Here is a 23617-nt window from a genome sequence, read left to right on the forward strand (position 1 = left end):
GAATCATGGCTGCAACTGGTGAAGCGTTAACACCGCAGGGCTATATCCAGCACCACCTTACCAACCTAAGTGTTGGCGAAGGCTTCTGGACATGGCACATTGATTCATTGTTCTTTTCGGTTGGGCTTGGTGTTTTGTTCTTGTGGCTATTCCGTAGCGTTGGCAAGAAAGCAACTACCGGTGTTCCCGGCAAACTTCAGTGTTTTGTCGAGATGATAGTTGAGTTCGTTGACAGTAGCGTTAAGGAAACCTTCCATGGCCGCAATCCTGTTATTGCTCCGTTGGCATTAACGATTTTTGTATGGGTATTCATGATGAACTTCATGGATATGGTTCCAGTTGACTGGATCCCATCACTAGCACTTGCTGCTGGTATCCCTTACATGAAAGTTGTACCAACGACTGACTTAAACATTACCTTTAGTATGGCTTTAGGTGTGTTTGTGCTGATTATTTATTACAGCATTAAGGTCAAGGGTATTTCAGGGTTTGTTAAAGAACTGACCATGCAGCCTTTTAACCATTGGGCAATGATACCCGTCAACTTTCTGCTAGAAACAGTTACTTTGATCGCTAAGCCAATTTCATTGGCACTGCGTTTGTTTGGTAACTTGTATGCGGGTGAGTTGATTTTCATCCTTATTGCGTTGATGTACGGTGCTAACTGGGCATTATCTACTCTAGGTGTAACATTACAGCTAGGTTGGTTAATTTTCCATATTATGGTTATCACTTTACAGGCGTTTATCTTCATGATGTTGACCGTTGTTTACTTAAGCATGGCGCATGAAGATCATTAAGGAAAGCTGTAAATTTTTAAACTAAATCATTAATAACAACGATTTAGAATATTGGAGATAGAGATGGAAACTGTATTAGGCATGACAGCTATTGCTGTTGCTCTGTTGATTGGTATGGGTGCATTAGGTACTGCTATCGGTTTCGGCCTACTAGGTGGTAAGTTCTTGGAAGGCGCTGCGCGTCAACCAGAAATGGCTCCTATGCTACAAGTTAAAATGTTCATCGTAGCGGGTCTTTTAGACGCCGTAACTATGATCGGTGTTGGTATTGCATTATTTATGCTCTTTACTAACCCTCTTGGTGCAATGCTTTAATAAACGCTTCTGTCTTTAAACTTAATAGGAGGCTGTTGTGAATATCAACGCTACCCTACTCGGTCAGACGGTTGCCTTTTTACTCTTCGTGTGGTTTTGCATGAAGTTTGTTTGGCCTCCTTTGATGAATGCCATCGAAGAACGTCAAAAAAGGATTGCCGACGGTTTAGCTGATGCTGACCGTGCCGTGAAAGACCTTGAGTTGGCACAGGCGAAAGCCACTGATCAACTCAAAGATGCAAAAGCGACTGCTAACGAAATTATTGAGCAAGCTAATAAGCGTAAAGCTCAAATCGTTGATGAAGCTAAAGCCGAAGCTGATACTGAGCGCGCTAAGATTATCGCGCAAGGTTATGCAGAAATTGAAGCTGAACGTAATCGCGTAAAAGAAGACCTGCGTAAGCAAGTCGCTGTACTGGCTATTGCCGGCGCTGAAAAAATTCTTGAACGTTCGATTGATGAAGCCGCCCACAGTGACATAGTTAATAAACTTGTTGCTGAACTTTAAATAAGGAGTTGGAGTTATGGCTGAACAAACCACCATCGCTCGTCCTTACGCAAAGGCAGCTTTTGAATTTGCTCTTGAAAAAGATGCAATAGAGAATTGGGCAGAAATGCTTAATTTTGCCGCACAAGTTAGTGAAAACGAAACTATGCAGACTCTATTGGCTGGCTCTTTAGCCAGTAACCAGCTTGCAGAACTCTTTATTGGAGTTTGTGGTGAGCAGGTCAATGAGCAAGCTCATAATCTGTTAAAGGTAATGGCTGAAAACGGTCGTTTAGTAGTGCTACCAGCTGTTGCTCAACTATTTGTTGAGATGCAACATGAGCATGCGAAAGAAGTTGAAGCGTTCGTCGTTTCAGCTACAGAGCTAACCTCTGAGCAACAACAGGCCATGAGCGCTTCTTTAGAGAAACGTCTAGCACGCAAAGTTAAGCTGAATTGCAGCATAGATGCCAGCCTTATTGCTGGCGTAATTATCACGGCAGGAGACTTAGTCATTGATGGCTCGGTCCGCGGAAAAATTTCGCGTCTGTCTGATACGCTGCAGTCGTAATTGGGAGTTTGAGCATGCAACTGAATTCCACTGAAATCAGCGATCTGATTAAACAGCGGATCGAGCAGTTCGAAGTCGTTAGTGAAGCTCGCAACGAAGGTACAATCGTTGCAGTAAGTGACGGCATCATCCGCATCCACGGCCTAGCCGATGTGATGCAAGGTGAAATGATCGAGCTGCCTGGTAACCGTTTCGCAATCGCGTTGAACTTAGAACGCGATTCTGTCGGTGCCGTAGTAATGGGTCCTTATGCCACTTTGGCAGAAGGCGATAAAGTTAAAACAACTGGTCGTATTTTGGAAGTCCCAGTTGGCCGTGGTCTATTAGGCCGCGTAGTCAACACATTGGGTGAGCCAATCGACGGAAAAGGACCTATCGACAACGATGGTTTCTCTCCTGTTGAAGTTATCGCACCAGGTGTTATTGAACGTCAGTCAGTAGACCAACCAGTGCAAACTGGTTATAAAGCCGTTGACTCTATGATCCCAATCGGTCGTGGACAACGTGAATTAATTATTGGTGACCGTCAGATCGGTAAAACCGCTCTAGCGATCGATTCAATTATTAATCAAAAAAATACTGGCATTAAGTGTGTATACGTAGCTGTAGGCCAAAAGGCTTCTACAATTGCTAACGTGGTACGCAAGCTAGAAGAACATGGCGCTTTGGCGAACACCATTGTTGTTGTTGCTACAGCTTCTGAAGCTGCTGCTCTACAATATTTGGCTCCATACTCTGGTTGTTCAATGGGTGAGTATTTCCGCGACCGCGGTGAAGATGCACTTATTGTCTATGATGATCTTTCTAAGCAAGCAGTTGCTTACCGTCAGATCTCATTGCTACTTAAGCGTCCACCAGGACGTGAAGCATACCCAGGTGATGTATTCTATCTTCACTCTCGTCTGTTAGAACGTGCTTCACGTGTTAACGCTGAGTATGTTGAGAAGTTCACTAAAGGCGAAGTTAAAGGCCAAACTGGTTCTTTGACAGCATTGCCGATTATCGAAACTCAAGCGGGTGACGTATCTGCATTCGTACCGACTAACGTAATTTCGATTACTGATGGTCAGATCTTCCTTGAAACAGACCTATTTAACTCTGGACTACGTCCTGCTGTTAACCCTGGTATTTCTGTTTCTCGTGTAGGTGGTGCGGCTCAGACTAAGATCATCAAGAAACTGTCAGGCGGTATTCGTAGCGCACTTGCACAGTATCGAGAGCTTGCAGCGTTCTCACAGTTTGCATCTGACTTAGATGATGCAACACGTGCTCAGCTTGAGCATGGTGAGCGTGTTACTGAACTTATGAAGCAAAAGCAATATGCCCCTATGAGTATCGCTGATCAGTCTGTGTCTATTTTCGCAGCTGAAAAAGGTTACTTAAAGAGCGTTGAGCTTAATAAGATTGGTGATTTCGAAGCGTCTTTGCTCTCTTTCATGAACAGCGAACATGCTGACCTTATGAAGACCATTAACGATACTGGCAACTATAATGCCGATATTGAAGGTGAGTTAAAGGCTAGCTTGGACAAGTTCGTCGAAACCCAAACCTGGTAATCGAAAGAGGTGTCGTAAGGCACCTCAGGTCCAGATTGGAGAGTTAAGATGGCCAACGCTAAAGAGATTAAAACCAAGATCGCGAGTGTTCAAAACACTCAGAAGATCACGTCTGCTATGGAAATGGTTGCCGCCAGCAAAATGCGCAGAGCGCAGGAACGCATGGCCGCAAGCCGTCCATATGCAGAAAATATGCGTAAGGTGATCGGTCACGTAGCGCAAGGTTCTCTCGAGTATAAACACCCCTATCTAGAGGTGAGAGAGGCTAAGCGTGTTGGTTACATTGTGGTGTCAACCGACCGTGGTCTTTGTGGTGGTCTGAACGTTAACCTTTTCAAAAAGGTTGTCGCAGACGTGAAGAAGCAACGTGCAGCTGGTGTAGAAGTTGAATTCTGCCCAATCGGCGCTCGTAGCGTACAGTTCTTCACTAATTTTGGCGGAATAGTACCTGCTCATGCATCTGGTTTAGGCGACGCTCCAAAGCTCGCTGACCTGATCGGAACAGTACGTGTGATGCTAGAAGAATACAACGAAGGCAAGCTGGACCGTTTGTATGTAGTGTTTAACAAATTCGTTAATACTATGTCCCAAACGCCGGTGATCGAGCAGCTGCTACCTTTGCCAAAGTCAGAAGAGGATGAGATTTCTCATCATTGGGACTACCTATACGAGCCAGATCCAAAAGAACTTTTGGATACTTTATTGGTTCGTTATGTGGAGTCGCAAGTTTACCAAGGTGTTGTTGAGAATATTGCGTCTGAACAAGCAGCCCGTATGGTTGCTATGAAGTCTGCAACCGACAATGCTGGTGATCTTATTAGTGACTTGCAGTTAGTTTACAACAAGGCTCGTCAGGCTGCGATTACGCAAGAACTGTCGGAAATTGTTGCTGGCGCTGCAGCCGTTTAGGCTAGGTAACGAATACAAGTTTTAGAGGATTTATCATGAGCACAGGTACTGTTGTCCAAGTCATTGGCGCGGTTGTGGACGTTGAGTTTCCACAAGATGCCGTACCTCAGATATATGACGCTCTAAAGATCGAAAGTGAAGGCTTGGTGCTGGAAGTTCAGCAACAACTTGGTGGTGGTGTAGTTCGTACCATCGCTATGGGTACTTCAGATGGTCTGCGTCGTGGTCTTGAGGTCGTAAACTCTGGTTCACCAATTTCTGTTCCGGTTGGGGATAAAACCCTTGGCCGTATTATGAATGTATTGGGCGAGCCTATTGATGAATGTGGTGAAATCGGTGAAGAAGATCGCTATGTGATCCACCGTGAAGCTCCTTCATACGAAGATCAATCAAGCTCTACTGAACTTTTAGAGACGGGTATCAAGGTTATTGACCTTGTTTGTCCGTTTGCTAAAGGTGGTAAAGTTGGCTTGTTTGGTGGTGCTGGTGTAGGTAAGACCGTCAACATGATGGAACTTATTAATAACATCGCTAAAGCACACTCAGGTTTATCAGTTTTCGCTGGTGTAGGTGAGCGTACTCGTGAGGGTAACGATTTCTACTACGAGATGAAAGATTCTGGTGTTCTCGACAAAGTGGCCATGGTTTATGGTCAGATGAACGAGCCTCCAGGAAACCGTCTACGTGTGGCACTTACTGGCCTGACTATGGCCGAAAGATTCCGTGACGAAGGAAAAGATGTTCTTTTCTTTGTTGATAACATCTATCGTTACACCTTGGCAGGTACTGAAGTATCTGCACTGCTAGGCCGTATGCCATCAGCAGTAGGTTACCAGCCAACATTGGCTGAAGAGATGGGTGTACTTCAGGAGCGTATTACATCGACTAAAACAGGGTCTATTACCTCTGTTCAAGCCGTTTACGTACCTGCGGATGATTTAACGGATCCATCACCAGCAACAACCTTCGCTCACTTAGATGCGACTGTTGTATTGTCACGTAATATCGCTTCTATGGGTATTTACCCAGCGGTTGACCCATTGGACTCGACTTCACGTCAATTAGATCCTTTGGTTGTTGGTCAAGAGCATTATGATGTTGCTAACGGTGTGCAGACTGTACTTCAGCGCTATAAAGAGCTGAAAGATATTATTGCGATTCTTGGTATGGATGAATTATCTGATGAAGATAAGACAACCGTATCACGTGCTCGTAAGATTGAAAAATATCTTTCTCAGCCTTTCTTCGTAGCTGAAGTATTCACTGGTTCTCCAGGTAAGTACGTTTCTCTTAAAGACACTATTCGTGGCTTTAAGGGCATTCTAGCGGGTGAGTTTGACAGCCTTCCAGAGCAAGCGTTCTACATGGTTGGTTCAATCGACGAAGCCGTTGAGAAAGCTAACAAAAAATAACTGAGTATTCTGTACTGATGTGAAAACATTGGTGCAGAACACTAGTTTAAGGAGAACTGATGGCAGCCATGACAGTACAACTTGATATAGTAAGTGCAGAAAGTAGCATCTATTCTGGCCTTGTAGCACATCTACAAGTGACTGGTTCAGAAGGTGATCTAGGCGTTATGCCTGGTCACGCGCCACTACTGACACATATCAAACCTGGCATGGCACGCATCGTCAAGCAAGATGGGAAAGAAGAGGTGTTTTATCTTTCGGGTGGTATCCTGGAAGTTCAACCTTTTTCTGTTTCAGTATTGGCTGACGTGGTATTGCGTGCCGATGAAATTGACGAAAAGGCTGCTGAAGAAGCCAAGCGTCGTGCAGAATCTGCTATGGCAGATGCTGGCGCTGACTTCAACTATGCAGCCGCTGCGATTGAACTAGCTCAGGCTATGGCTCAATTGCGCGTTGTTGAAACCATCAAGAAAAACATTGCCAGATAAGGTTATTGTTTGATGAAAAAAGGCGCCTAAGGGCGCCTTTTTTGTTTTTAAAAAAGGTTAAAAGCAGGTTCTAGGAAAAGCTAATAAAGGTCCTAGGAAAGGCGAACGCTTCGCTGACGGATAACGGAACGCTCGCAAGCTCACTCTCGGAAAAAACGAAAAGATCAGAGCATATAAAAAAATAAAAAATCGAAACGAAGGCTAGAACCTTCGTTGTAGGTCGGCATTTATGCCGTCTCATATCTGATAATATTAGAACGTGATCTAAGTAAAACCCTCTCTCCTGTTTGAATGCTACCCTCTGGTGATTATTATTAATGCTAGAGAATCTATCTATGCAACACGTTCTAATCATCGTCAATGATGCCCCTTATGGTTCAGAGAAGCTTTTTAACGCACTGCGTTTGGCGATACAACTCAATGAGCAAGAGAGTCCAACTGCGAAGGTGAGTCTGTTTTTGTTATCAGATGCTATTACAGCAGTACTGCCAAAACAGAATCCAGCCGAAGGTTATAACATTCAGCAAATGCTTGAGATTATCATTGCACAAAAAACGGAAGTTAAGTTTTGTGGTTCATGTATGCATGCTCGTGGATTAACTGAGTTAACGGTGATTGATAGCTGTGAAGTGGCGACTATGGATGATCTTGCTCAGTGGGTGTTAATGGCTGACAAAACGCTGACCTTTTAATCGTTGCAGTCTTTACGGTAGAGTCGCTTTTAGCGGGCATTTAGCTTAAAATTAGCGTTCCAAATTTTTTTAAACAAGCATCAGCTCAAGGATTTAGTAATGGCACTGAATGTCGTGATTTTGGCCGCAGGCAAGGGAACCCGCATGCGCTCAGATCTTCCCAAAGTTCTTCACCCAATTGCTCATAAGAGTATGGTTCAACATGTGATTGATACCGCTCATGACGTTGGCAGTGACGCTATTCAGCTTGTTTATGGCTATGGTGCGGATAAGCTACAAGCTAAGCTTGGCGAACAACAACTTAATTGGATTTTACAAGCTGAGCAATTGGGTACTGGTCACGCTGTGGCACAGGCCAATGACAATATAGCTGATGATGACACTGTGTTAATCCTTTACGGTGACGTGCCATTAATACAAGCCGCTACGCTTGATTCCTTGCTCGCAGCGCGAGAAGACGGTGGTCTAGCTATTCTGACCGTTAACCTACCCAATCCAATGGGATATGGTCGCATCGTACGCGAAGCAGATAAAGTGGTTGGCATTATTGAGCAGAAAGATGCTACTACAGAACAGTTAGCTATCAATGAGATCAATACCGGCATTATGGCAGCTCCCGGTAAGCAACTTAAATCTTGGTTGAGCCAATTGTCATCAGACAATGCACAGGGTGAATACTATCTCACTGATATTGTTGCTATGGCACATAAAGATGGCGTGGCAATTACGACCGCTCAGCCTGAATCTGCGGTAGAAGTTGAAGGCGCTAATAACCGCGTGCAGTTGGCACAACTAGAACGTGCTTACCAAGTACGTGCTGCTGAAAAACTCATGCTTGAAGGCGCTAACCTGCGTGATCCTGCCCGCATTGATATCCGTGGTGATGTTACTGTTGGTATGGATGTGATGATTGATATCAACGTGATTATCGAAGGCAAAGTGACTATTGGGAATAACGTCACTATTGGTGCTGGTGCCATTCTTATTGATTGTGAAATTAGTGATAATGCGGTTATTAAACCTTATTCTATTATCGAGAATGCCAAAGTAGGTGTTAGTGCTAGTGCGGGGCCTTTTGCTCGTTTACGCCCAGGTGCTGAACTAAAAGAAGATGCCCATGTAGGTAATTTCGTGGAGATCAAGAAAGCCGTATTAGGTAAAGGGTCTAAAGCGGGTCACTTAGCTTATATCGGTGATGCGCAGATAGGCAGTGGTGTCAATATTGGTGCAGGTACCATTACTTGTAATTATGATGGCGCTAATAAGTTCTTAACGGTTATCGAAGATAACGTCTTTGTTGGCAGCGATACCCAACTTATTGCACCGGTGACGATTGGTAAAGGCGCAACACTGGGTGCTGGTTCTACCATTACCAAAGATGTTGCTGCTGATGAGCTTGTTATCACCCGTGTTAAGCAGCGTCATATATCGGGTTGGGCACGACCGGTAAAACGCTCGAAGAAGTAACTAAACATCTCCTGCCAAAAAGCGACCTTCATGGTCGCTTTTTACTTAGCATCTGCATCCTAAAATCCTCTTTACTTCGTTAAACGCTATAGGTCTCTCCACCTAGTCATTGGTTTAAACCACTGTAACGCTTGGTTACTTATGTTGTGCACTTTGCTTGCCTTTGCTTGTTTTTTGACCTTTGCTTGATGAGTGTCACTTACCTTTGTAAAGGAGTGTAAAGAAACTTAAATAAAAACAATTCTCATTTATATTACGCCCAATTATTACATTTAGGTTTCATTTTTGGGGTTGGCTATGTCTTTTAAGTTTTCTCGTATCGGTCTTGCCGTTGTTGCTGCTTTAGCATCATCAACGACTTTTGCTGAAGAAGTTACAGCAGAATCTAACGTTGTTGTAGAGAGCAACATCGAGCGTATTACGGTTACTGGACGTAGTTTTAACGACTATAAAGTGGGCTCATCTTCAGGTGCAATGCGTGGTGATATCGATATTCTTGACACTCCGCAATCGGTAACCGTTATTCCAGATTTTGTTACCGATGAGCAGTTAGCGACGAACCTAGGTGAAGTACTGGTTAACGATTCTAGTGTGACGGGAGGCAGTGAAAAATGGAATCGCCAAGTTTTTAGCATCCGTGGTTTTGAGTTGTCGTCAGGTTCAGGTTACTTGATCAACGGTCAACAGCAATGGTCTCACTACGTACAGCCCATTGAAACCTTGCAACAAGTTGAAGTACTTAAAGGCCCTTCAAGCATGCTTTATGGTCAATCAGGCCCTGGTGGGCTGATTAATATGGTTAGCAAAAAGCCGACATATGACACTATGCTAGACATTGGTTTTGACACTGATGAACACGGTTCTACCCGTTTTCAAATTGATGCCGGTGGCAGCTTAAATGAATCAGAAACGATTCGTTATCGTACTGTGCTTGTTAAGCAGGACACTCAATACTGGCGTGAATACCAAGATGGCACTAATCAGGAACGTGATCGTTGGTTAGGCTATCTAAACCTTGAGTTTGATATTACTGATGACTTAATGCTGTCGGTTAAATATGACCATACCCAAGACAAAACGGGGATTGATCGCGGTGGCTGGTTAGACAGTAGCGGTGATTTGATTGGTGGCAGTGACATTATTTGGGATCAGCCGTGGGCGTTCACCGATAATACCATCTCTAATATGGGGGCTGACTTAACTTATTATCTAACTGATGATTGGCAAGTTAAGGCCGGCTATAACGACCAGCAGTTTAATCGCCAACGTTTAGATTCATCTCCATCACTGATTAGTGGTTCAGAAGACCCATTTACTGATGGTTACACTGTTAGTCCATTCGATCGCTATGATGATTGGCAACATAAAACAGGTTATGTCGATTTCACTGGTAACTTATATACAGGTGATGTTGAGCATCAATTGCTTATTGGCGCCAACATGCTTGATTACTACTATGGTCAGTTAAAAGAGTCTGGCACGAAAAAACAAACTGTGATGCCTGGTCAGCCGTTACCTAAGCCTGATCTTGATTATAATCGCGATGAAACGTTATACGAGAGTAGCTATAAGCATTATGGTTTCTATGTTCAAGATCTCGTGACGATTAACGATGAATGGCAAGTCCTTGCTGGTGTGCGTTATGACGAACAAAAGAAAGATGGCGACGGTGGTAACAGTTACGCCGTTTCACCTAAATTTGGTGTTATTTATTCACCTGCTGAAAATGGCAGTATCTACGTAAACTACTCTAAGAGCTTCACTCCGCAAGGGATTGTGAATAACGATGAAGATGCTAGCAACGGCATGAACCTTGACCCTGAATACGGTGAGCAATATGAGATTGGCACTAAGTGGGAACTGTTTGATGGCAGCTTGCTATTAACCGGTGCCATATTTGATATTACCGTTTCAAACGTTACCGTGCAGCAAGAGCTAGAAACGCCAGATGAAGATGGCAATATCTACAAAACGACTCAACAAGGTGAGCAACGCCATAAAGGTTTTGAAATGGGTGCTCAAGGTCAAGTGAGTGAGAAGTGGTTTATGACCGGCTCAATGATGTATCTTGATGCTGAATATATAACTAGCGCAAATGATCGAGATAGCTTAGATGGTTTGACACCTGTTGATGCACCAGAGTGGTCTGCCAACGTATGGACGCGTTATGAGATGACAGAAGCACTAGCACTTAACTTTGGTGCTATCTATGTGGGTGAGCGTTTTGCTAATACCAGCAACACCATCAGTAAAGACGGTTATGTTCGTTTCGATATGGGCGCGGCATATACCATGGATATAATGGGTAGCGATGTCAGTGTTCGTATGAACGTGAAAAACCTATTCGATGTTGATTATCTAGCGGGTGGTACTAACACTGATGTCACTGTGGGTGAAGGTCGTAACTTTAGCTTGGCATTAGAAGCTAAGTTCTAAGCTCTTTTATAACAAAAAGCTCCTATCGAAAGATAGGGGCTTTTTTTTGACTAAAATTCAGCTTATATAGGTTTTATAAGTTTCAAAACTGGCTTTTAAGTTTCGTTTGTCTATAATCCACCTTTCGAAACGAAACTTAAATGCTAAATTATGAATAAACGTAACACTCAACAACGACGTCACAGCATTATTAGCCTGCTTAATGAGCAAGGCGAGGTGAGTGTTGAAGAGTTATCCTTACGTTTTGAAACTTCTGAAGTCACCATTCGTAAAGATCTCGGCACGTTAGAAAAGACAGGCCTCTTGCTTCGGCGTTATGGCGGCGCGGTAGCCGTACCTGATGAAGTGACTCAGCAATTTAGTGCCAAAATCGCACCGAATAAGCTATCTATCGCTAGGGTTGCAGCTGAACTGATAAGAGATCATAACCGTATTATCATCGATAGCGGCAGTACAACTTCAGGCTTAATTGCGCAGTTAAATGCTAAGCGTGGATTGTTAGTCATGACTAACTCTCTCACTCTGGCCAATGCCATACACGATCTCGAGAATGAGCCTACGCTATTAATGACTGGCGGGACTTGGGATCCGCATTCGGAATCATTTCAAGGCCAAATAGCGGAACAGGTTTTACGCTCCTATAATTTTGACCAACTGTTCATTGGAGCCGATGGTATTGACCTTGAACGTGGCACAACCACCTTCAATGAGTTAACCGGCCTAAGTAAGGTGATGGCTGAAGTCTCACGCGAAGTGATCGTGATGCTCGAATCTGAAAAACTGGGTCGACGTATCCCAAATTTAGAACTGCCTTGGAGCAATATTAGTGTGCTTGTATCTGATGACAAGCTACCTACTGAGGCGGTTGAGAGTATTTCAAAGCATGGGGTGCGAGTCATTCTTGCGCCGTATGTGGGGTAACTGAGGTTATCCATTTTTAAATTCAATTTTTAGTTTTTAATCTCAAATTAACTCTTCGTTAGAGAGTCTAGGTAATCAAAATGTGTGGAATAGTTGGCGCAGTAGCGCAAAGGGATGTTGCAGAAATTCTAGTTGAAGGATTAAGACGACTTGAATACCGCGGTTATGACTCAGCAGGTGTTGCTGTACTTCATAATGGTGAATTAAGCCGTACTCGTCGAGTAGGTAAAGTGCAGGAATTATCATCAGCACTTGAAGAGCAGCCGTTGACTGGCGGTACTGGTATTGCTCATACGCGCTGGGCTACTCATGGTGAGCCGAGTGAACGTAATGCGCATCCACATGAGTCAGAAGGTGATATTGCCGTGGTCCATAACGGTATTATCGAAAATCACAATAAACTGCGCGTCATGCTTAAAGGCTTAGGTTATACCTTTGCATCTGACACCGACACCGAAGTTATTTGTCACTTGGTTCATCATGAACTTAAAACTCATGACACTTTACTTGCTGCGGTTCAAGTAACAGTTAAACAGTTAGAAGGCGCTTACGGTACTGTGGTTATCGACCGTCGTGACAGCCAACGCATGGTTGTGGCACGCAGTGGCAGCCCATTAGTGATTGGTTATGGCTTAGGCGAAAACTTTGTCGCTTCTGATCAGCTAGCATTACTGCCTGTTACTCGCTCGTTTGCGTTCCTTGAAGAGGGTGATGTTGCTGAAGTGACTCGTCGTGAAGTTAATATCTTTGATATTGATGGCAACGCCGTTGAGCGTGAAATGAAAGAGTCTGAAGTTACCCATGATGCGGGTGATAAAGGTGAATATCGTCATTACATGCTAAAAGAGATCTATGAGCAGCCAACAGCAATTGCCCATACGCTTGAAGGCCGCATTGCAGGTGGTAAAGTTCTAGATTCAGCATTTGGTGAAAATGCCGCTGAATTCTTAAAAGATATTAAGCACGTACAGATCATCGCCTGTGGTACCAGCTACCATGCGGGTATGGCGGCGCGTTATTGGTTAGAAGATTGGGCGGGCGTTTCTTGTAACGTCGAAATTGCTTCTGAATTCCGTTACCGTAAATCGCATTTGTTCCCGAATAGTTTATTAGTGACTATTTCACAGTCTGGTGAAACCGCTGACACATTAGCGGCAATGCGTTTAGCCAAAGAGATGGGCTACAAAGCCACACTGACTATCTGTAATGCAGCCGGTTCATCGTTAGTACGTGAGTCCGATATGGCTTACATGATGAAAGCGGGCGTTGAAATTGGTGTTGCATCCACTAAAGCGTTTACGGTGCAGCTCGCAGGATTGTTAATGCTAACCACCGTGATTGGCCGCCATAATGGTATGTCAGCAGAGATGGAAGCTAATATTACGCAAAGCTTGCAATCGATGCCGGCTAAAGTCGAACAAGCATTAAGTTTAGATGATGCGATTGCGGAACTGGCTGAAGATTTTGCAGATAAGCACCATGCACTATTCTTAGGTCGCGGCGATCAATACCCGATTGCGATGGAAGGTGCGCTAAAGCTGAAAGAGATCTCTTATATTCACGCTGAAGCGTATGCATCGGGTGAACTTAAACATGGTCCTCTTGCGCTGATTGATGCTGATATGCCCGTTATCGTCGTTGCACCTAACAACGAGCTACTTGAAAAGCTAAAGTCTAACGTTGAAGAGGTCCGTGCTCGTGGCGGTTTAATGTATGTCTTTGCCGATAAAGACGCTGAGTTTGAGTCAGACGATACTATGAAGGTGATCCCTGTGCCTCATTGTGATGAGTTTATGGCACCGCTTATCTACACTATTCCTTTGCAGTTATTGTCATATCATGTGGCATTGATCAAAGGGACTGACGTTGACCAGCCGCGTAACTTGGCTAAGTCCGTCACCGTAGAGTAAGCCCGATTAAATACTCATAAACAAAAAAAGCCTCCTAAATTTAGGAGGCTTTTTTAATGCAGATAAAAACGCTTTGAACTACTTCTCAGCAGCTCCTTTCTCTTTTGCTATTTTTATATCGAAATTATCCAGCAGTAACAAGGTATCAGCAATTGCTGCTTTGAGTTTTCCTGCGGGTGGCGAGCTGAGTTTTTTAGCTTGTTTTAATGACTCTCGTCGAGTGACAAACTCAAGCATGGTTTCGAGTTTTTCCGGGCAATCAATATCGAGAGGAGGGAGCTTTTTAGCTGCCGCATTATTATAGATTTCGAACTCACTTTTTAAGTGTTCTTGAGCTTCTCTGATTCTTTCCATATAAGTTCTAACCCCTGTATATGATTAACCCATAACTCGAAGCTAACTTATTAACAAAATTTAAACAAGTCACTCGGCAAAAGTTAATCCGTTAGAGGGGGATGTGTTTTTGTAGATTACCTTTTGTACTCATTTTTACGGTTTAAGGGGCTTCTTATATAGGCGAATAATATAAGAGTTCTTAAATTCGAACTCGTTGCCTGCCAATATAGACTCCTTTACTTGCGGGAGTTGATCTAGAGGTAGCCCTTTAGAGAGTAAGATAAGTAATGCTTGAGAAAGGTGCTTGGTTTCTGAACAAAGTGATTTATTGTTATAGATTTCGACCTGCATATACACCCTAAAAACACTGTGTTGACTCTGTCGATATCAACTTTTGGCTGAAAAGAAGTGCTTGCTGACGTTGGTCACAAGCGGAATGACAGAATTTACAATAATGGTTTAATTTATCAAGTGTTAGCTTTTTAGTACGTTAAGTAGATCCTTATCTAATGATAAATAATCTGTTCAGTGGGAATAAAGCGAAGAATTGGTGCGCCCATGTAAGAAAATGGGCGTCTAAATTTAAGATACGAGCTTAACCAAACTCTCCGCTGACATAACCCTGAGTACGTTTGTCTAGCGGATGATTAAATATCTGGCTTGTTTCACCGTGTTCGACCAACTCACCCATCCAGAAGAAAGCGGTTTTATCTGAGATGCGTTTTGCTTGGTTCATAGAATGGGTCACTATCACTATGGTGAATTTTTTACGCAGTTCATCCATTAACTCTTCAATTTTATGAGTTGCAATAGGGTCAAGGGCGCTGGTGGGTTCATCCATCAAGATCACTTCTGGCTTCATTGCTATGGCACGGGCAATACACAGTCTTTGTTGCTGACCTCCAGATAAGCCTTGGCCTGGTGAGTCGAGCCTGTCTTTGACTTCATCCCAAAGGGCCGCGCTACGAAGCGATTCCTCTACTGCTTCAGCTAAAACTCGTTTATCTCTGACACCTTGGGCTTTTAGTCCAAAAGCGACATTCTCAAAAATGCTCATTGGAAATGGGTTAGGCTTTTGAAAAACCATACCCACGCGCATTCTAAGCTGTTTTACATCAACATCTTTATAGATATTGTTTCCCTCAAACATCACATCACCGTCAATCTTCACGCCTGCGACCAAGTCATTCATGCGATTGAGAGTACGAAGCAGTGTTGATTTTCCGCAGCCAGAGGGACCAATAAGTGCGGTCACTTGGCGTGATGGTATTGCCATTGAGATATTTTTTAGCGCATGGTTATCGCCGTAAAATAGGTTTAAGTTGTTCACTTCTAGCTTATTCATAGGGATAGCCTTTTAAGATTTGCTTAGACGTGTAGCAATGAATTTGGTGGTCATATTGAGCAGCAGCACTAATACAATCAGCACTGTTGCGGTGGCATAAGCCTGATCCCACTCATGTTGGGTAAAGAGTTCTTGCGTGAGCTTATAGAGGTGAACAGTTAAGGTACGGCCCGAATCAAGCACCGATTCGGGTATTTGCGTTACCATTCCCGCCGTTAAAAATACCGGAGCAGACTCACCGATGACTCGACCTGTGCTTAAGATCACTGCGGTGACAATACCGGGTAGAGCACTGGGGAGAATAAGGCGCCAGATAGTGTAGATTTTTGAGCTGCCAAGGGCATAACCGCCTTCACGGTAGCTCATAGGTACCGCGAGTAGTGCTTCTTCTGTGGTTCGGATAATCACAGGTAATATCAACATAGCCAGTGTTAAGGAGCCTGAAAGAATAGAGAAGCCCAGCCCTAAGGTTGTGACGAAGAAAGTCATACCAAATAAGCCATAAACGATGGATGGGATCCCAGCAAGTGATTCAGTACAGAAACGAATGGTTTTAACCACTTTACTGCCCGGAGCTGCATATTCGGTTAGGTATATGGCCGTCATAATGCCGATAGGCGCGGCGATGCTGAGTGACAGACCCACCATATATACGGTTGATACTATCATTGCCCAAATACCCGAGGCTTCACCAATACGGGTGTAGGATCCAGTGATGAACTCCCAGCTAACATAGGCCAAGCCATTACTTAAAATGTGCCAAACAACCCACAGGAGGAACAAAATCGTGATGGCAGCCGCGGCCCAAATTGCGCCAAACAGCAATTTGTCTTGTATGCCTCTATTGAAAATACGCTTATCTTGAAGCATTAGTCGCTCCTCTTACGGTTTAGATATAACAAACTAGCGTTAAGTAAAACGATGAACAGCAATAACACGATACCTGTTGAGTAAAGGGCGCTGGAGTGAATGCCTGTGGCATAAGACATCTCCATCGCGATATTGGCCGTTAATGTTCTTGCGGGCTCAAGTAACGACCCTGGCATGGCTGGCGCGTTACCCATCACCATAATAATGGCCATCGTCTCGCCAATTGCGCGGGCAACACCGAGCGCTACACCTGTGAATATACCGCTGCGTGCCGCAGGTATAAGCACTTTGAAAATACTGTAAATATGCGATGCGCCAAGCGCTAATGCACTCTCTTTATACACCGGAGGTAGCGCGCGTAGTGAGGTTTCTGAGATGGTGATTACGGTGGGCAAAATCATGATTGCCAATACAATGATCCCCGCAAGAATGGTGTTACCCGCTGGAATGTTAAAGATGACTTCGATTGCAGGAACAATAATGACGAGACCAAAAAATCCGTATACAACTGAAGGAATACCGGCTAACAGCTCGACAGCAGGACGTACAATATCAGCCAACCACTTAGGAGCGAGCTCCGCTAAGAAGACCGCTGTTAGAATCGCAATGGGTACGCCAATGATTACCGCGCCCGTTGTTGATATGAGGGTCGAGACTATCATCGGAAAAATGCCGTAAAGGGCTGGTGGTAACCATTCACGACCAAAAACCAAGTTGAATATGCCAGCTTCTTTAAACGCAGGCAGTCCCTCTTGGAATACAAACCAACCAATGGTGGCGACGGACACCACGCCAATCATGGCACTGGCTAGAAATAACAGATGAAAAAAGAGCTCTTTCCAATCATGTTTTTTTGCTGGGGCGAGTTGCAGTCCTTGCGCTCGGGCTTTACTGGCAGTGCTCATCACTTGGCCTCGATATCTTACGGCTTATAAATAATCGGCTGATCAATTAACTAAACAGAGAGCAGCAAAGCTGCTCTTTTTTTATGACCTTGTAAGCTTATTGAACGCGGATATAACCTTCGCTTGCGACAATGTTCTGTCCGTCTTCAGACAAGATGTATTTAATAAAGTCTTGCGCATTACTCGGTGCGTTCTTGTCCATTAACACAATGAAGGGACGAGCGATTTGATAGTCACCTGTGGCAATGTTGTCATCTGTTGCGGCAACCCCATCAACATCGATTGCACGTAGGCTGTCATCGACGCTGCCTAATGAGATATAACCGATGGCATATGGGTTGTTAGCCACAATGGTCTTGATCATGCCGTTGCCATTACCGACTTGGGCTCTAGGGGTGATAGCGGTAACTTTATGACCGTTGATGTTACGTTGTAGCTTCATTATCTCTTCGAAAGCCCCGCGAGTTCCTGATCCATTTTCACGAGTAACGACGACAATAGGGCGTGACTCGCCGCCAACTTCACTCCAGTTTTTAATTTCACCGCGATAGATTTTCGAAATTTGAGCTTGGGTTAAACTTGTTACTAAGTTGGCATTGTTAACAGCCGCTGCGATGCCATCGCGTGCGATAACAACTTTTTTGGTGTCACTGCTAAGCTCACTTTGTTTTACGTTGCGTGATGACATGCCTATCATGCTGGTGCCATCTTTAGCGGCGCGAATACCCGCTGAAGATCCTGTGCTCTGCACTTCAACATTGTTCTTCGTGGTATTTTGGTAATTCTCTGCCAGCACTTCCATTACGTGTGCTACTGAAGTTGAACCCGATACGGTAACAGTGCCAGCTTGAACCAGTGGCGATACCATCAAACCGACAGCGGTTAATAAGCTAATAACTTTTTTCATTACTTTTCCTACTCTGTTATAAGTTGTCTAAATACGAAACCAAATGAGTGCCTCACTGAAGGCGATTGCATTAAGACAGAGATATATGACAGTTAGGTGACAGTGTTTTATTGATGTAAAAGCTGAATTGAAAATGTAAATGCGCTTTACTTGAGTAAAATGCAGGGACTTTATTAGATTGGTAACATTTAAGACGACTTTTCTTAAATGCTATTTTAAAACCACTTTTGAGGGCTTGGTATGTGTTGCAGTTGGTTTTGGTGACTTAACTTACTAGTGTGCTTCATGGGGTTCACTTAGCGTTAAGCTTAATTTAAGGGTTAACCTAGTGTTTTGTAGTATATTTAACGTTGAAGAATGCTTGATAAATTTATTGTTAAACTTTTATGACAGTAATCGGTTGGCCGCATTAATTATTAGCTGATAATTGCAACCTATTCGGTTATTGCAATTTAGTCTACTAAGCTACATAAATGGTTATAAAGCGGATTTATATTTCGCTCACCGCACGCGCTAGGTTTTAACACTCTCATTAGCTCTACTTACTTAAGGACGTTTTATGACGACTGAAATGATCATGATTGGTATGTCTATTTTGATCTTAGTCGGAATATTACTGCATCACCCTTCAAGAACATTAGGGATCCCTTCACTGCTTATTTTTATGGCTGTGGGCTTAGTGTTAGGCAACGGTGAGTTCAACTTTGTTTATGATGACTTGGGTAAAACGGCTTGGATTGGTGGGCTGGCGCTAAACATTATTGTCTTTGTTGGTGGCATAAACACATCAACTGATAAGATTAAAGTGGCCTATAAAGAAGGCGGTGTATTGGCTTCTTTTGGGGTCTTGTTTACCACGATGTTTTTTGCGGTCATTTTATATTGGCTGCTTGATTTCGATTTTATCACCTGCCTGCTATTTGCTGCCATCGTGTCATCGACCGATGCCGCCGCCGTATTCTCTATCTTAGAATCTAAAAAGTTAAAGCTGAAAGAGCAAACTGACACCATATTGGAATTTGAATCTGCAACTAATGACCCGGTTGCTATGTTACTAGTGATTTTCTTAACCGATATGGCACTTTCTGCGAGTAAAACGGTAATAGCCTCTGAAATTGCGCTTGAATTAGTAACACAGATATCGGTGGCGATAATCGTCGGTGGGCTGGTGGCTAAGCTGGCTGTTACGTTACTTAATCGAATTCATCTTTCCGAGTTCGGTCTTATCCCTGTTTTTGTGCTCGCAAGCTTTGTGGTGGCAACTTATGGCGCTGAAATGCTCGGCGGTAATATCTTATTAGCGTCTTATATAGCGGGTGTAGTGATAGGCAATGGTATTAAGCGTGGGCAATCGGTTAATCAACACTTCCTTAATAGCTTGTCTTGGTTAGCTCAAGCACTGATGTTTATTGTGTTGGGCTTACAGATCTTCCCGCAGTCGCTAGCAGCGGTATTTGTGAGTTCATTATTACCTGCAATATTGCTGATGTTGGTTGCAAGGCCATTGGCTGTGCAACTTTGTTATCTGCCATTTGTAAAAGCGAGCTGGAAGAAGCGATTGTTTATTTCGGCCATTGGCTTAAAAGGGGCTACCCCTATTGTATTTGCATTAATTCCTGCCGCAGCGGGTGTTCCAGGTTCGCTCGAAATCGTGCATATGGTGTTCTTTATCGTGCTGTTCTCTGTGTTTATCCAAGGTGGGGCGATAGCGCCTCTAGCGAACAAGCTCGGTTTGAACAATTCAGATAAAGACTAAAGTGGCACTGGAACCTAACTCTTTATGCCGTGGCGCTTTGTAAGGCGTTTTTAGACTCAATACTTTTCCAGATTTTTTCATGGAAATAGAACACTACGGTATTAATAGCGGGCTCTATTAAGGCTATTGCACCACCAATGATAACGCTGCCTGTTAGCAAATAAGTCACTGTGAAGGCGACGCTAAAATGAAGAATCGCAAAGGTCATAGTCTTGGTCATGAGGGTACTCCTTTAAAAGTTAATCAAATGATAACGATTATCATTTGCAATTGAAAGAGGTTTATATAGATAAGTTTGATAGGAATATTCGATTGGAAAGTCTTTTTGGGTATAAACCCATCAACATCTTTAATGTATTGATGGGTTTACATCATCTCTGATTAATTGCTCAATCTGTCAATTAGTAGTGCCATGGAAATGATGAGAAGTCTTTATCACGCTTTTCTAAGAATGCGTCACGTCCCTCTTGAGCTTCCGCTGTACCATAAGCCAAACGTGTTGCTTCACCTGCAAAAAGCTGTTGTCCCACTAAACCATCATCAGGTAAGTTAAACCCATATTTGAGCATGCGCATAGCCGTTGGCGACTTGGAGTTAATCTCTTTCCCCCAGTTTAACGCTTCGGTCTCAAGCTCTGCATGAGGAATAGCCCGGTTAACCATACCCATATCGAAGGCTTCTTCTGCTGTGTAGTTAAAACCAAGGAAGAAGATTTCTCGAGCACGTTTTTGGCCAATCATCTTGGCTAAATAAGCGCTGCCGTAGCCAGAGTCAAAGCTACCAACGTCAGGATCTGTCTGTTTGAATACTGCGTGTTCTTTTGAAGCTAAAGTTAAGTCACAGACCACGTGCAAACTATGCCCTCCGCCCACAGCCCAACCAGGTACAACAGCAATAACCACTTTAGGCATAAAGCGTATTAGGCGCTGTACTTCAAGAATATGTAGGCGGCCCATTCGAGCGACATCTGGCGTGCCCTCTTCAGCCCCTTCGTATTTGTAACCATCTTTGCCGCGGATCCGTTGATCACCGCCAGCACAGAAAGAGTGTTGCCCTTTAGCTGATGGGCCGTTGCCGGTAATTAACACGCAGCCTACATCAGACCATTGGCGAGCATGATTGAGTGCCGTGTAAAGTTCATCTACCGTTTTTGGTCGGAACGAGTTCAGGCAATCAGGACGGTTTATCGCAACGCGAACGGTTCCCTGAGCTTTAGCTCTGTGGTAGGTAATATCTTCGAAATCAAATCCAGGAACGACATCCCATAATGCGGGGTCAAAAATATCAGATACTTTTTCAGTCATGAGCAGCTAGCCTTTTCATTTCGTTATATAACAGTAATGAGTAAAGGCTAGGCGGAATCAGATCTCAGGTCAATTAACATTAATCGCTAATGCGTGAACTGAGATCTATCGCAATGGCTTATTGGTTAGGCTATCGCTGCCTAATTCAATTTGTCGCATAGATAAGTTTGGTTTTCTTTACTAAAGCTACTGTGCCTCTCGGCACCGTTGCCACAATAGCGCTCTTTATAGTCATCTAGTTTGACCTGTGACTGGCTAATGAGTTTTAGGGCTTGTTGCTCTGTAACCGATAGTCGTTCTGTTATATCAGTCGTTAAGAGATTAACTTTAGCGTCAATACGCTTCATTTGCGTGCCAGTCATGCTATCAAGTTTGTCCTCAGCTTGTTGATAAATAGCCTGTACTTCGGCAACAGGTTCATCAAGTGTGTCCGTTTCGGTATAGAGGTAATAAAGGATACCGCCAATTAACGCTATTAAAATCCAGCCTTTCATCAATTAGTCCTATATAGGTGAATAACTTGTATTATAAGCGTTATAATAAGCTAGTTTTCTAGCAATATTAAAGCTGTAAGGCTACAAAATGAACGAAGAGCAAAATAAAAAAGATTTTTCAAAAGTAGAAAGAATCAAAATCCATCAACCAGATGCTAGTAAGGCGGATAGGTTTAATCCTCGAAATCGAATCTATGTAAGGGCTGTAGAAGGCTTATGGAGCACACTGCGTCGACGTTTAGGTTGGATCGCGATGCTGTTCTTTTTACTGTTGCCTTGGATCCCTTGGGGAGACAGGCAAGCTGTATGGTTTAACTTAGCAGAGCAAAAGTTTCATGTGTTCGGCTTAACTATATGGCCACAAGACCTCACTTTGCTTGCCGCACTACTGATGATAGCAGCCTTTGGATTGTTCTTTATTACCACCTATCTAGGGCGGGTTTGGTGCGGTTATACCTGCCCCCAAACGGTTTGGACCTTTATCTTTATTTGGTTTGAAGAGAAGCTCGAAGGCGCACGTAATAAACGTATAAAGCTAGATCAGATGCCATGGAGCTTTAATAAGCTTTGGCGTAAAACGGCAAAACATGCGGCTTGGTTGCTGGTATCGTTATTAACCGCAATGACGTTTGTTTCCTACTTTGTGCCTACACGAGAAGTCTACTTAGAAGTATTCAGCTTAAGTGCCAGTGGTGGGATCTATTTCTGGGTGATCTTCTTTACCTTTGCGACTTACGGTAACGCCGGTTGGATGCGCGAGATAATGTGTATTCATATGTGCCCCTATGCCCGTTTTCAAGCTGCTATGTTTGATAAAAATACCTATATAGTGGGCTACGATACTCAGCGCGGTGAAACGCGAGGGCCAAGATCACGCAAAGCGGACCATAAAGCGATGGGCTTAGGCGACTGCATTGATTGTGACTTATGTGTACAGGTTTGCCCAACGGGTATCGATATACGTAACGGTCTACAGTACGAGTGCATTAACTGTGGTGCATGTATTGATGCTTGCGATACCACGATGCAACGCATGGGATACGACAAAGGTTTAATCAGTTATACCACTGAGAACAAGTTAGAAGGGGTAAAAGAGAAAGTCTTACGTCCTAAGCTTGTTGGCTACGGTGTCATTCTATCGGTGATGATTTTAGTCTTTATATATGCCACTGCGACAATTGCTCCGATCCGCATTGATGTTATCCGTGACCGTAACCTATTGTTTAGAGAAACTGACCAAGGTTTAATTGAGAACACCTTTACGCTAAAGATCCTTAATAAGACCGAAAGTACCCATATCTATAATATGACAGTGGCAGGCTTAACTAACTATGAATGGATTGGCCCACAACAAGTGACTTTAAATGGCGGGGAGGTATTAACACTTCCGATCAGTATCGCTGTTGACCCAGTTGATCTCACCAGAGCGATGACACATATCAACTTTGAAGTAGAGACTAATGATGGTGCTATAGAAGCTAAACAAGAATCACGCTTTTTTGGTAACTAATCTAGCGATATAAATGGTAAAAAAGGGGCTTTCAGCCCCTTTTTTGTACGTATCGTTTGATAACCATGCGGTTGGCATGATTGTTTCACTTTTATGAAGAAAGACCCTTGCGCTTACTGAGGAATTCCCTATAATTCGCACCCACTGACACGGCACAGCAGGCCAACTACTTAGGTAGTACGGGACTTGCAGCGGTGTTAGAGAGTTAAAACTCTTCGGAGATTTG

General features: G+C 43.7%; 23 protein-coding genes. 15 read left to right on the forward strand and 8 right to left on the reverse strand.

What is annotated here, in order from left to right:
• Positions 1-5: 5 nt before the first annotated feature.
• The 13 genes from atpB (at position 6) to glmS (ending at position 13964) form a co-directional block, all read left to right on the forward strand.
• Positions 6-800, forward strand: coding sequence for a F0F1 ATP synthase subunit A (gene atpB, locus CXF82_RS16695; protein WP_101089528.1), 795 nt, complete (start codon positions 6-8; stop codon positions 798-800).
• A 63-nt stretch (positions 801-863) separates the two neighbouring features.
• Positions 864-1115: a F0F1 ATP synthase subunit C gene (gene atpE, locus CXF82_RS16700; RefSeq protein WP_011639455.1), complete on the forward strand. Its 252-nt coding sequence runs from the start codon at positions 864-866 to the stop codon at positions 1113-1115.
• A gap of 37 nt (positions 1116-1152) precedes the next feature.
• Positions 1153-1623, forward strand: coding sequence for a F0F1 ATP synthase subunit B (gene atpF / locus CXF82_RS16705; RefSeq protein WP_101089527.1), 471 nt, complete (start codon positions 1153-1155; stop codon positions 1621-1623).
• A 16-nt stretch (positions 1624-1639) separates the two neighbouring features.
• Positions 1640-2173, forward strand: coding sequence for a F0F1 ATP synthase subunit delta (gene atpH, locus CXF82_RS16710; protein ID WP_101089526.1), 534 nt, complete (start codon positions 1640-1642; stop codon positions 2171-2173).
• A gap of 14 nt (positions 2174-2187) precedes the next feature.
• Complete coding sequence (gene atpA, locus CXF82_RS16715; protein ID WP_101089525.1) at positions 2188-3729, forward strand: F0F1 ATP synthase subunit alpha; 1542 nt, start codon at positions 2188-2190, stop codon at positions 3727-3729.
• Between the two features lie 48 nt (positions 3730-3777).
• Entirely contained in the window at positions 3778-4638 is an 861-nt protein-coding gene (gene atpG / locus CXF82_RS16720) for a F0F1 ATP synthase subunit gamma (RefSeq protein WP_101089524.1), read from the forward strand.
• Between the two features lie 35 nt (positions 4639-4673).
• Entirely contained in the window at positions 4674-6050 is a 1377-nt protein-coding gene (gene atpD, locus CXF82_RS16725; RefSeq protein WP_101089523.1) for a F0F1 ATP synthase subunit beta, read from the forward strand.
• A gap of 59 nt (positions 6051-6109) precedes the next feature.
• Complete coding sequence (locus tag CXF82_RS16730; protein WP_101089522.1) at positions 6110-6538, forward strand: F0F1 ATP synthase subunit epsilon; 429 nt, start codon at positions 6110-6112, stop codon at positions 6536-6538.
• Positions 6539-6873: 335 nt separating this feature from the next.
• Positions 6874-7230, forward strand: a complete 357-nt coding sequence (locus CXF82_RS16735) for a DsrE/DsrF/TusD sulfur relay family protein (protein ID WP_102044608.1) — start codon at positions 6874-6876, stop codon at positions 7228-7230.
• A gap of 99 nt (positions 7231-7329) precedes the next feature.
• The gene (glmU, locus tag CXF82_RS16740) at positions 7330-8697 is read left to right on the forward strand and encodes a bifunctional UDP-N-acetylglucosamine diphosphorylase/glucosamine-1-phosphate N-acetyltransferase GlmU (RefSeq protein ID WP_101089520.1); all 1368 of its coding nucleotides are present in this window, start codon (positions 7330-7332) and stop codon (positions 8695-8697) included.
• 297 nt (positions 8698-8994) lie between these two features.
• A complete protein-coding gene (locus CXF82_RS16745) occupies positions 8995-11133 on the forward strand; it encodes a TonB-dependent siderophore receptor (protein WP_180961222.1) in 2139 nt (712 codons plus the stop codon).
• Between the two features lie 150 nt (positions 11134-11283).
• A complete protein-coding gene (locus CXF82_RS16750) occupies positions 11284-12054 on the forward strand; it encodes a DeoR/GlpR family DNA-binding transcription regulator (RefSeq protein ID WP_101089518.1) in 771 nt (256 codons plus the stop codon).
• Positions 12055-12134: 80 nt separating this feature from the next.
• Positions 12135-13964: a glutamine--fructose-6-phosphate transaminase (isomerizing) gene (gene glmS / locus CXF82_RS16755; protein ID WP_102038665.1), complete on the forward strand. Its 1830-nt coding sequence runs from the start codon at positions 12135-12137 to the stop codon at positions 13962-13964.
• 78 nt (positions 13965-14042) lie between these two features.
• On the opposite strand, the gene CXF82_RS16760 is transcribed toward glmS, so the two are convergent.
• The 5 genes from CXF82_RS16760 to CXF82_RS16785 form a co-directional block, all read right to left on the reverse strand.
• Positions 14043-14318, reverse strand: a complete 276-nt coding sequence (locus CXF82_RS16760; protein WP_101089516.1) for a hypothetical protein — start codon at positions 14316-14318, stop codon at positions 14043-14045.
• Between the two features lie 577 nt (positions 14319-14895).
• Entirely contained in the window at positions 14896-15645 is a 750-nt protein-coding gene (gene pstB / locus CXF82_RS16770; protein WP_101089514.1) for a phosphate ABC transporter ATP-binding protein PstB, read from the reverse strand.
• Positions 15646-15657: 12 nt separating this feature from the next.
• A complete protein-coding gene (gene pstA, locus CXF82_RS16775; protein WP_101089513.1) occupies positions 15658-16515 on the reverse strand; it encodes a phosphate ABC transporter permease PstA in 858 nt (285 codons plus the stop codon).
• Complete coding sequence (gene pstC / locus CXF82_RS16780; RefSeq protein WP_102044610.1) at positions 16515-17420, reverse strand: phosphate ABC transporter permease subunit PstC; 906 nt, start codon at positions 17418-17420, stop codon at positions 16515-16517. Before pstC ends, pstA begins: the two co-directional genes overlap by 1 nt.
• A gap of 97 nt (positions 17421-17517) precedes the next feature.
• Positions 17518-18327: a phosphate ABC transporter substrate-binding protein gene (locus CXF82_RS16785; protein WP_101089511.1), complete on the reverse strand. Its 810-nt coding sequence runs from the start codon at positions 18325-18327 to the stop codon at positions 17518-17520.
• 559 nt (positions 18328-18886) lie between these two features.
• Here CXF82_RS16785 and CXF82_RS16790 point away from each other — a divergent pair.
• Positions 18887-20083, forward strand: a complete 1197-nt coding sequence (locus CXF82_RS16790) for a potassium/proton antiporter (protein WP_101089510.1) — start codon at positions 18887-18889, stop codon at positions 20081-20083.
• 22 nt (positions 20084-20105) lie between these two features.
• On the opposite strand, the gene CXF82_RS16795 is transcribed toward CXF82_RS16790, so the two are convergent.
• The 3 genes from CXF82_RS16795 to CXF82_RS16805 form a co-directional block, all read right to left on the reverse strand.
• Positions 20106-20303 carry a DUF2061 domain-containing protein gene (locus CXF82_RS16795; protein ID WP_101089509.1) on the reverse strand — a complete coding sequence of 66 codons (198 nt, stop codon included), beginning with the start codon at positions 20301-20303 and terminating at the stop codon, positions 20106-20108.
• 181 nt (positions 20304-20484) lie between these two features.
• On the reverse strand, positions 20485-21387 hold the full coding sequence (locus tag CXF82_RS16800; protein WP_101089508.1) for a 1,4-dihydroxy-2-naphthoyl-CoA synthase: 903 nt from the start codon (positions 21385-21387) through the stop codon (positions 20485-20487).
• Positions 21388-21527: 140 nt separating this feature from the next.
• Positions 21528-21881 (reverse strand): hypothetical protein, encoded by a 354-nt coding sequence (locus tag CXF82_RS16805; RefSeq protein ID WP_101089507.1) that lies wholly within the window; start codon positions 21879-21881, stop codon positions 21528-21530.
• A gap of 88 nt (positions 21882-21969) precedes the next feature.
• On the opposite strand from CXF82_RS16805, the gene ccoG reads away from it, so the two are divergent.
• A complete protein-coding gene (gene ccoG, locus CXF82_RS16810; RefSeq protein ID WP_101089506.1) occupies positions 21970-23391 on the forward strand; it encodes a cytochrome c oxidase accessory protein CcoG in 1422 nt (473 codons plus the stop codon).
• Positions 23392-23617 lie beyond the last annotated feature (226 nt).

The sequence above is a fragment of the Shewanella sp. GutDb-MelDb genome (assembly GCF_002836075.1).
In the GTDB taxonomy this organism is placed as follows: domain Bacteria; phylum Pseudomonadota; class Gammaproteobacteria; order Enterobacterales; family Shewanellaceae; genus Shewanella.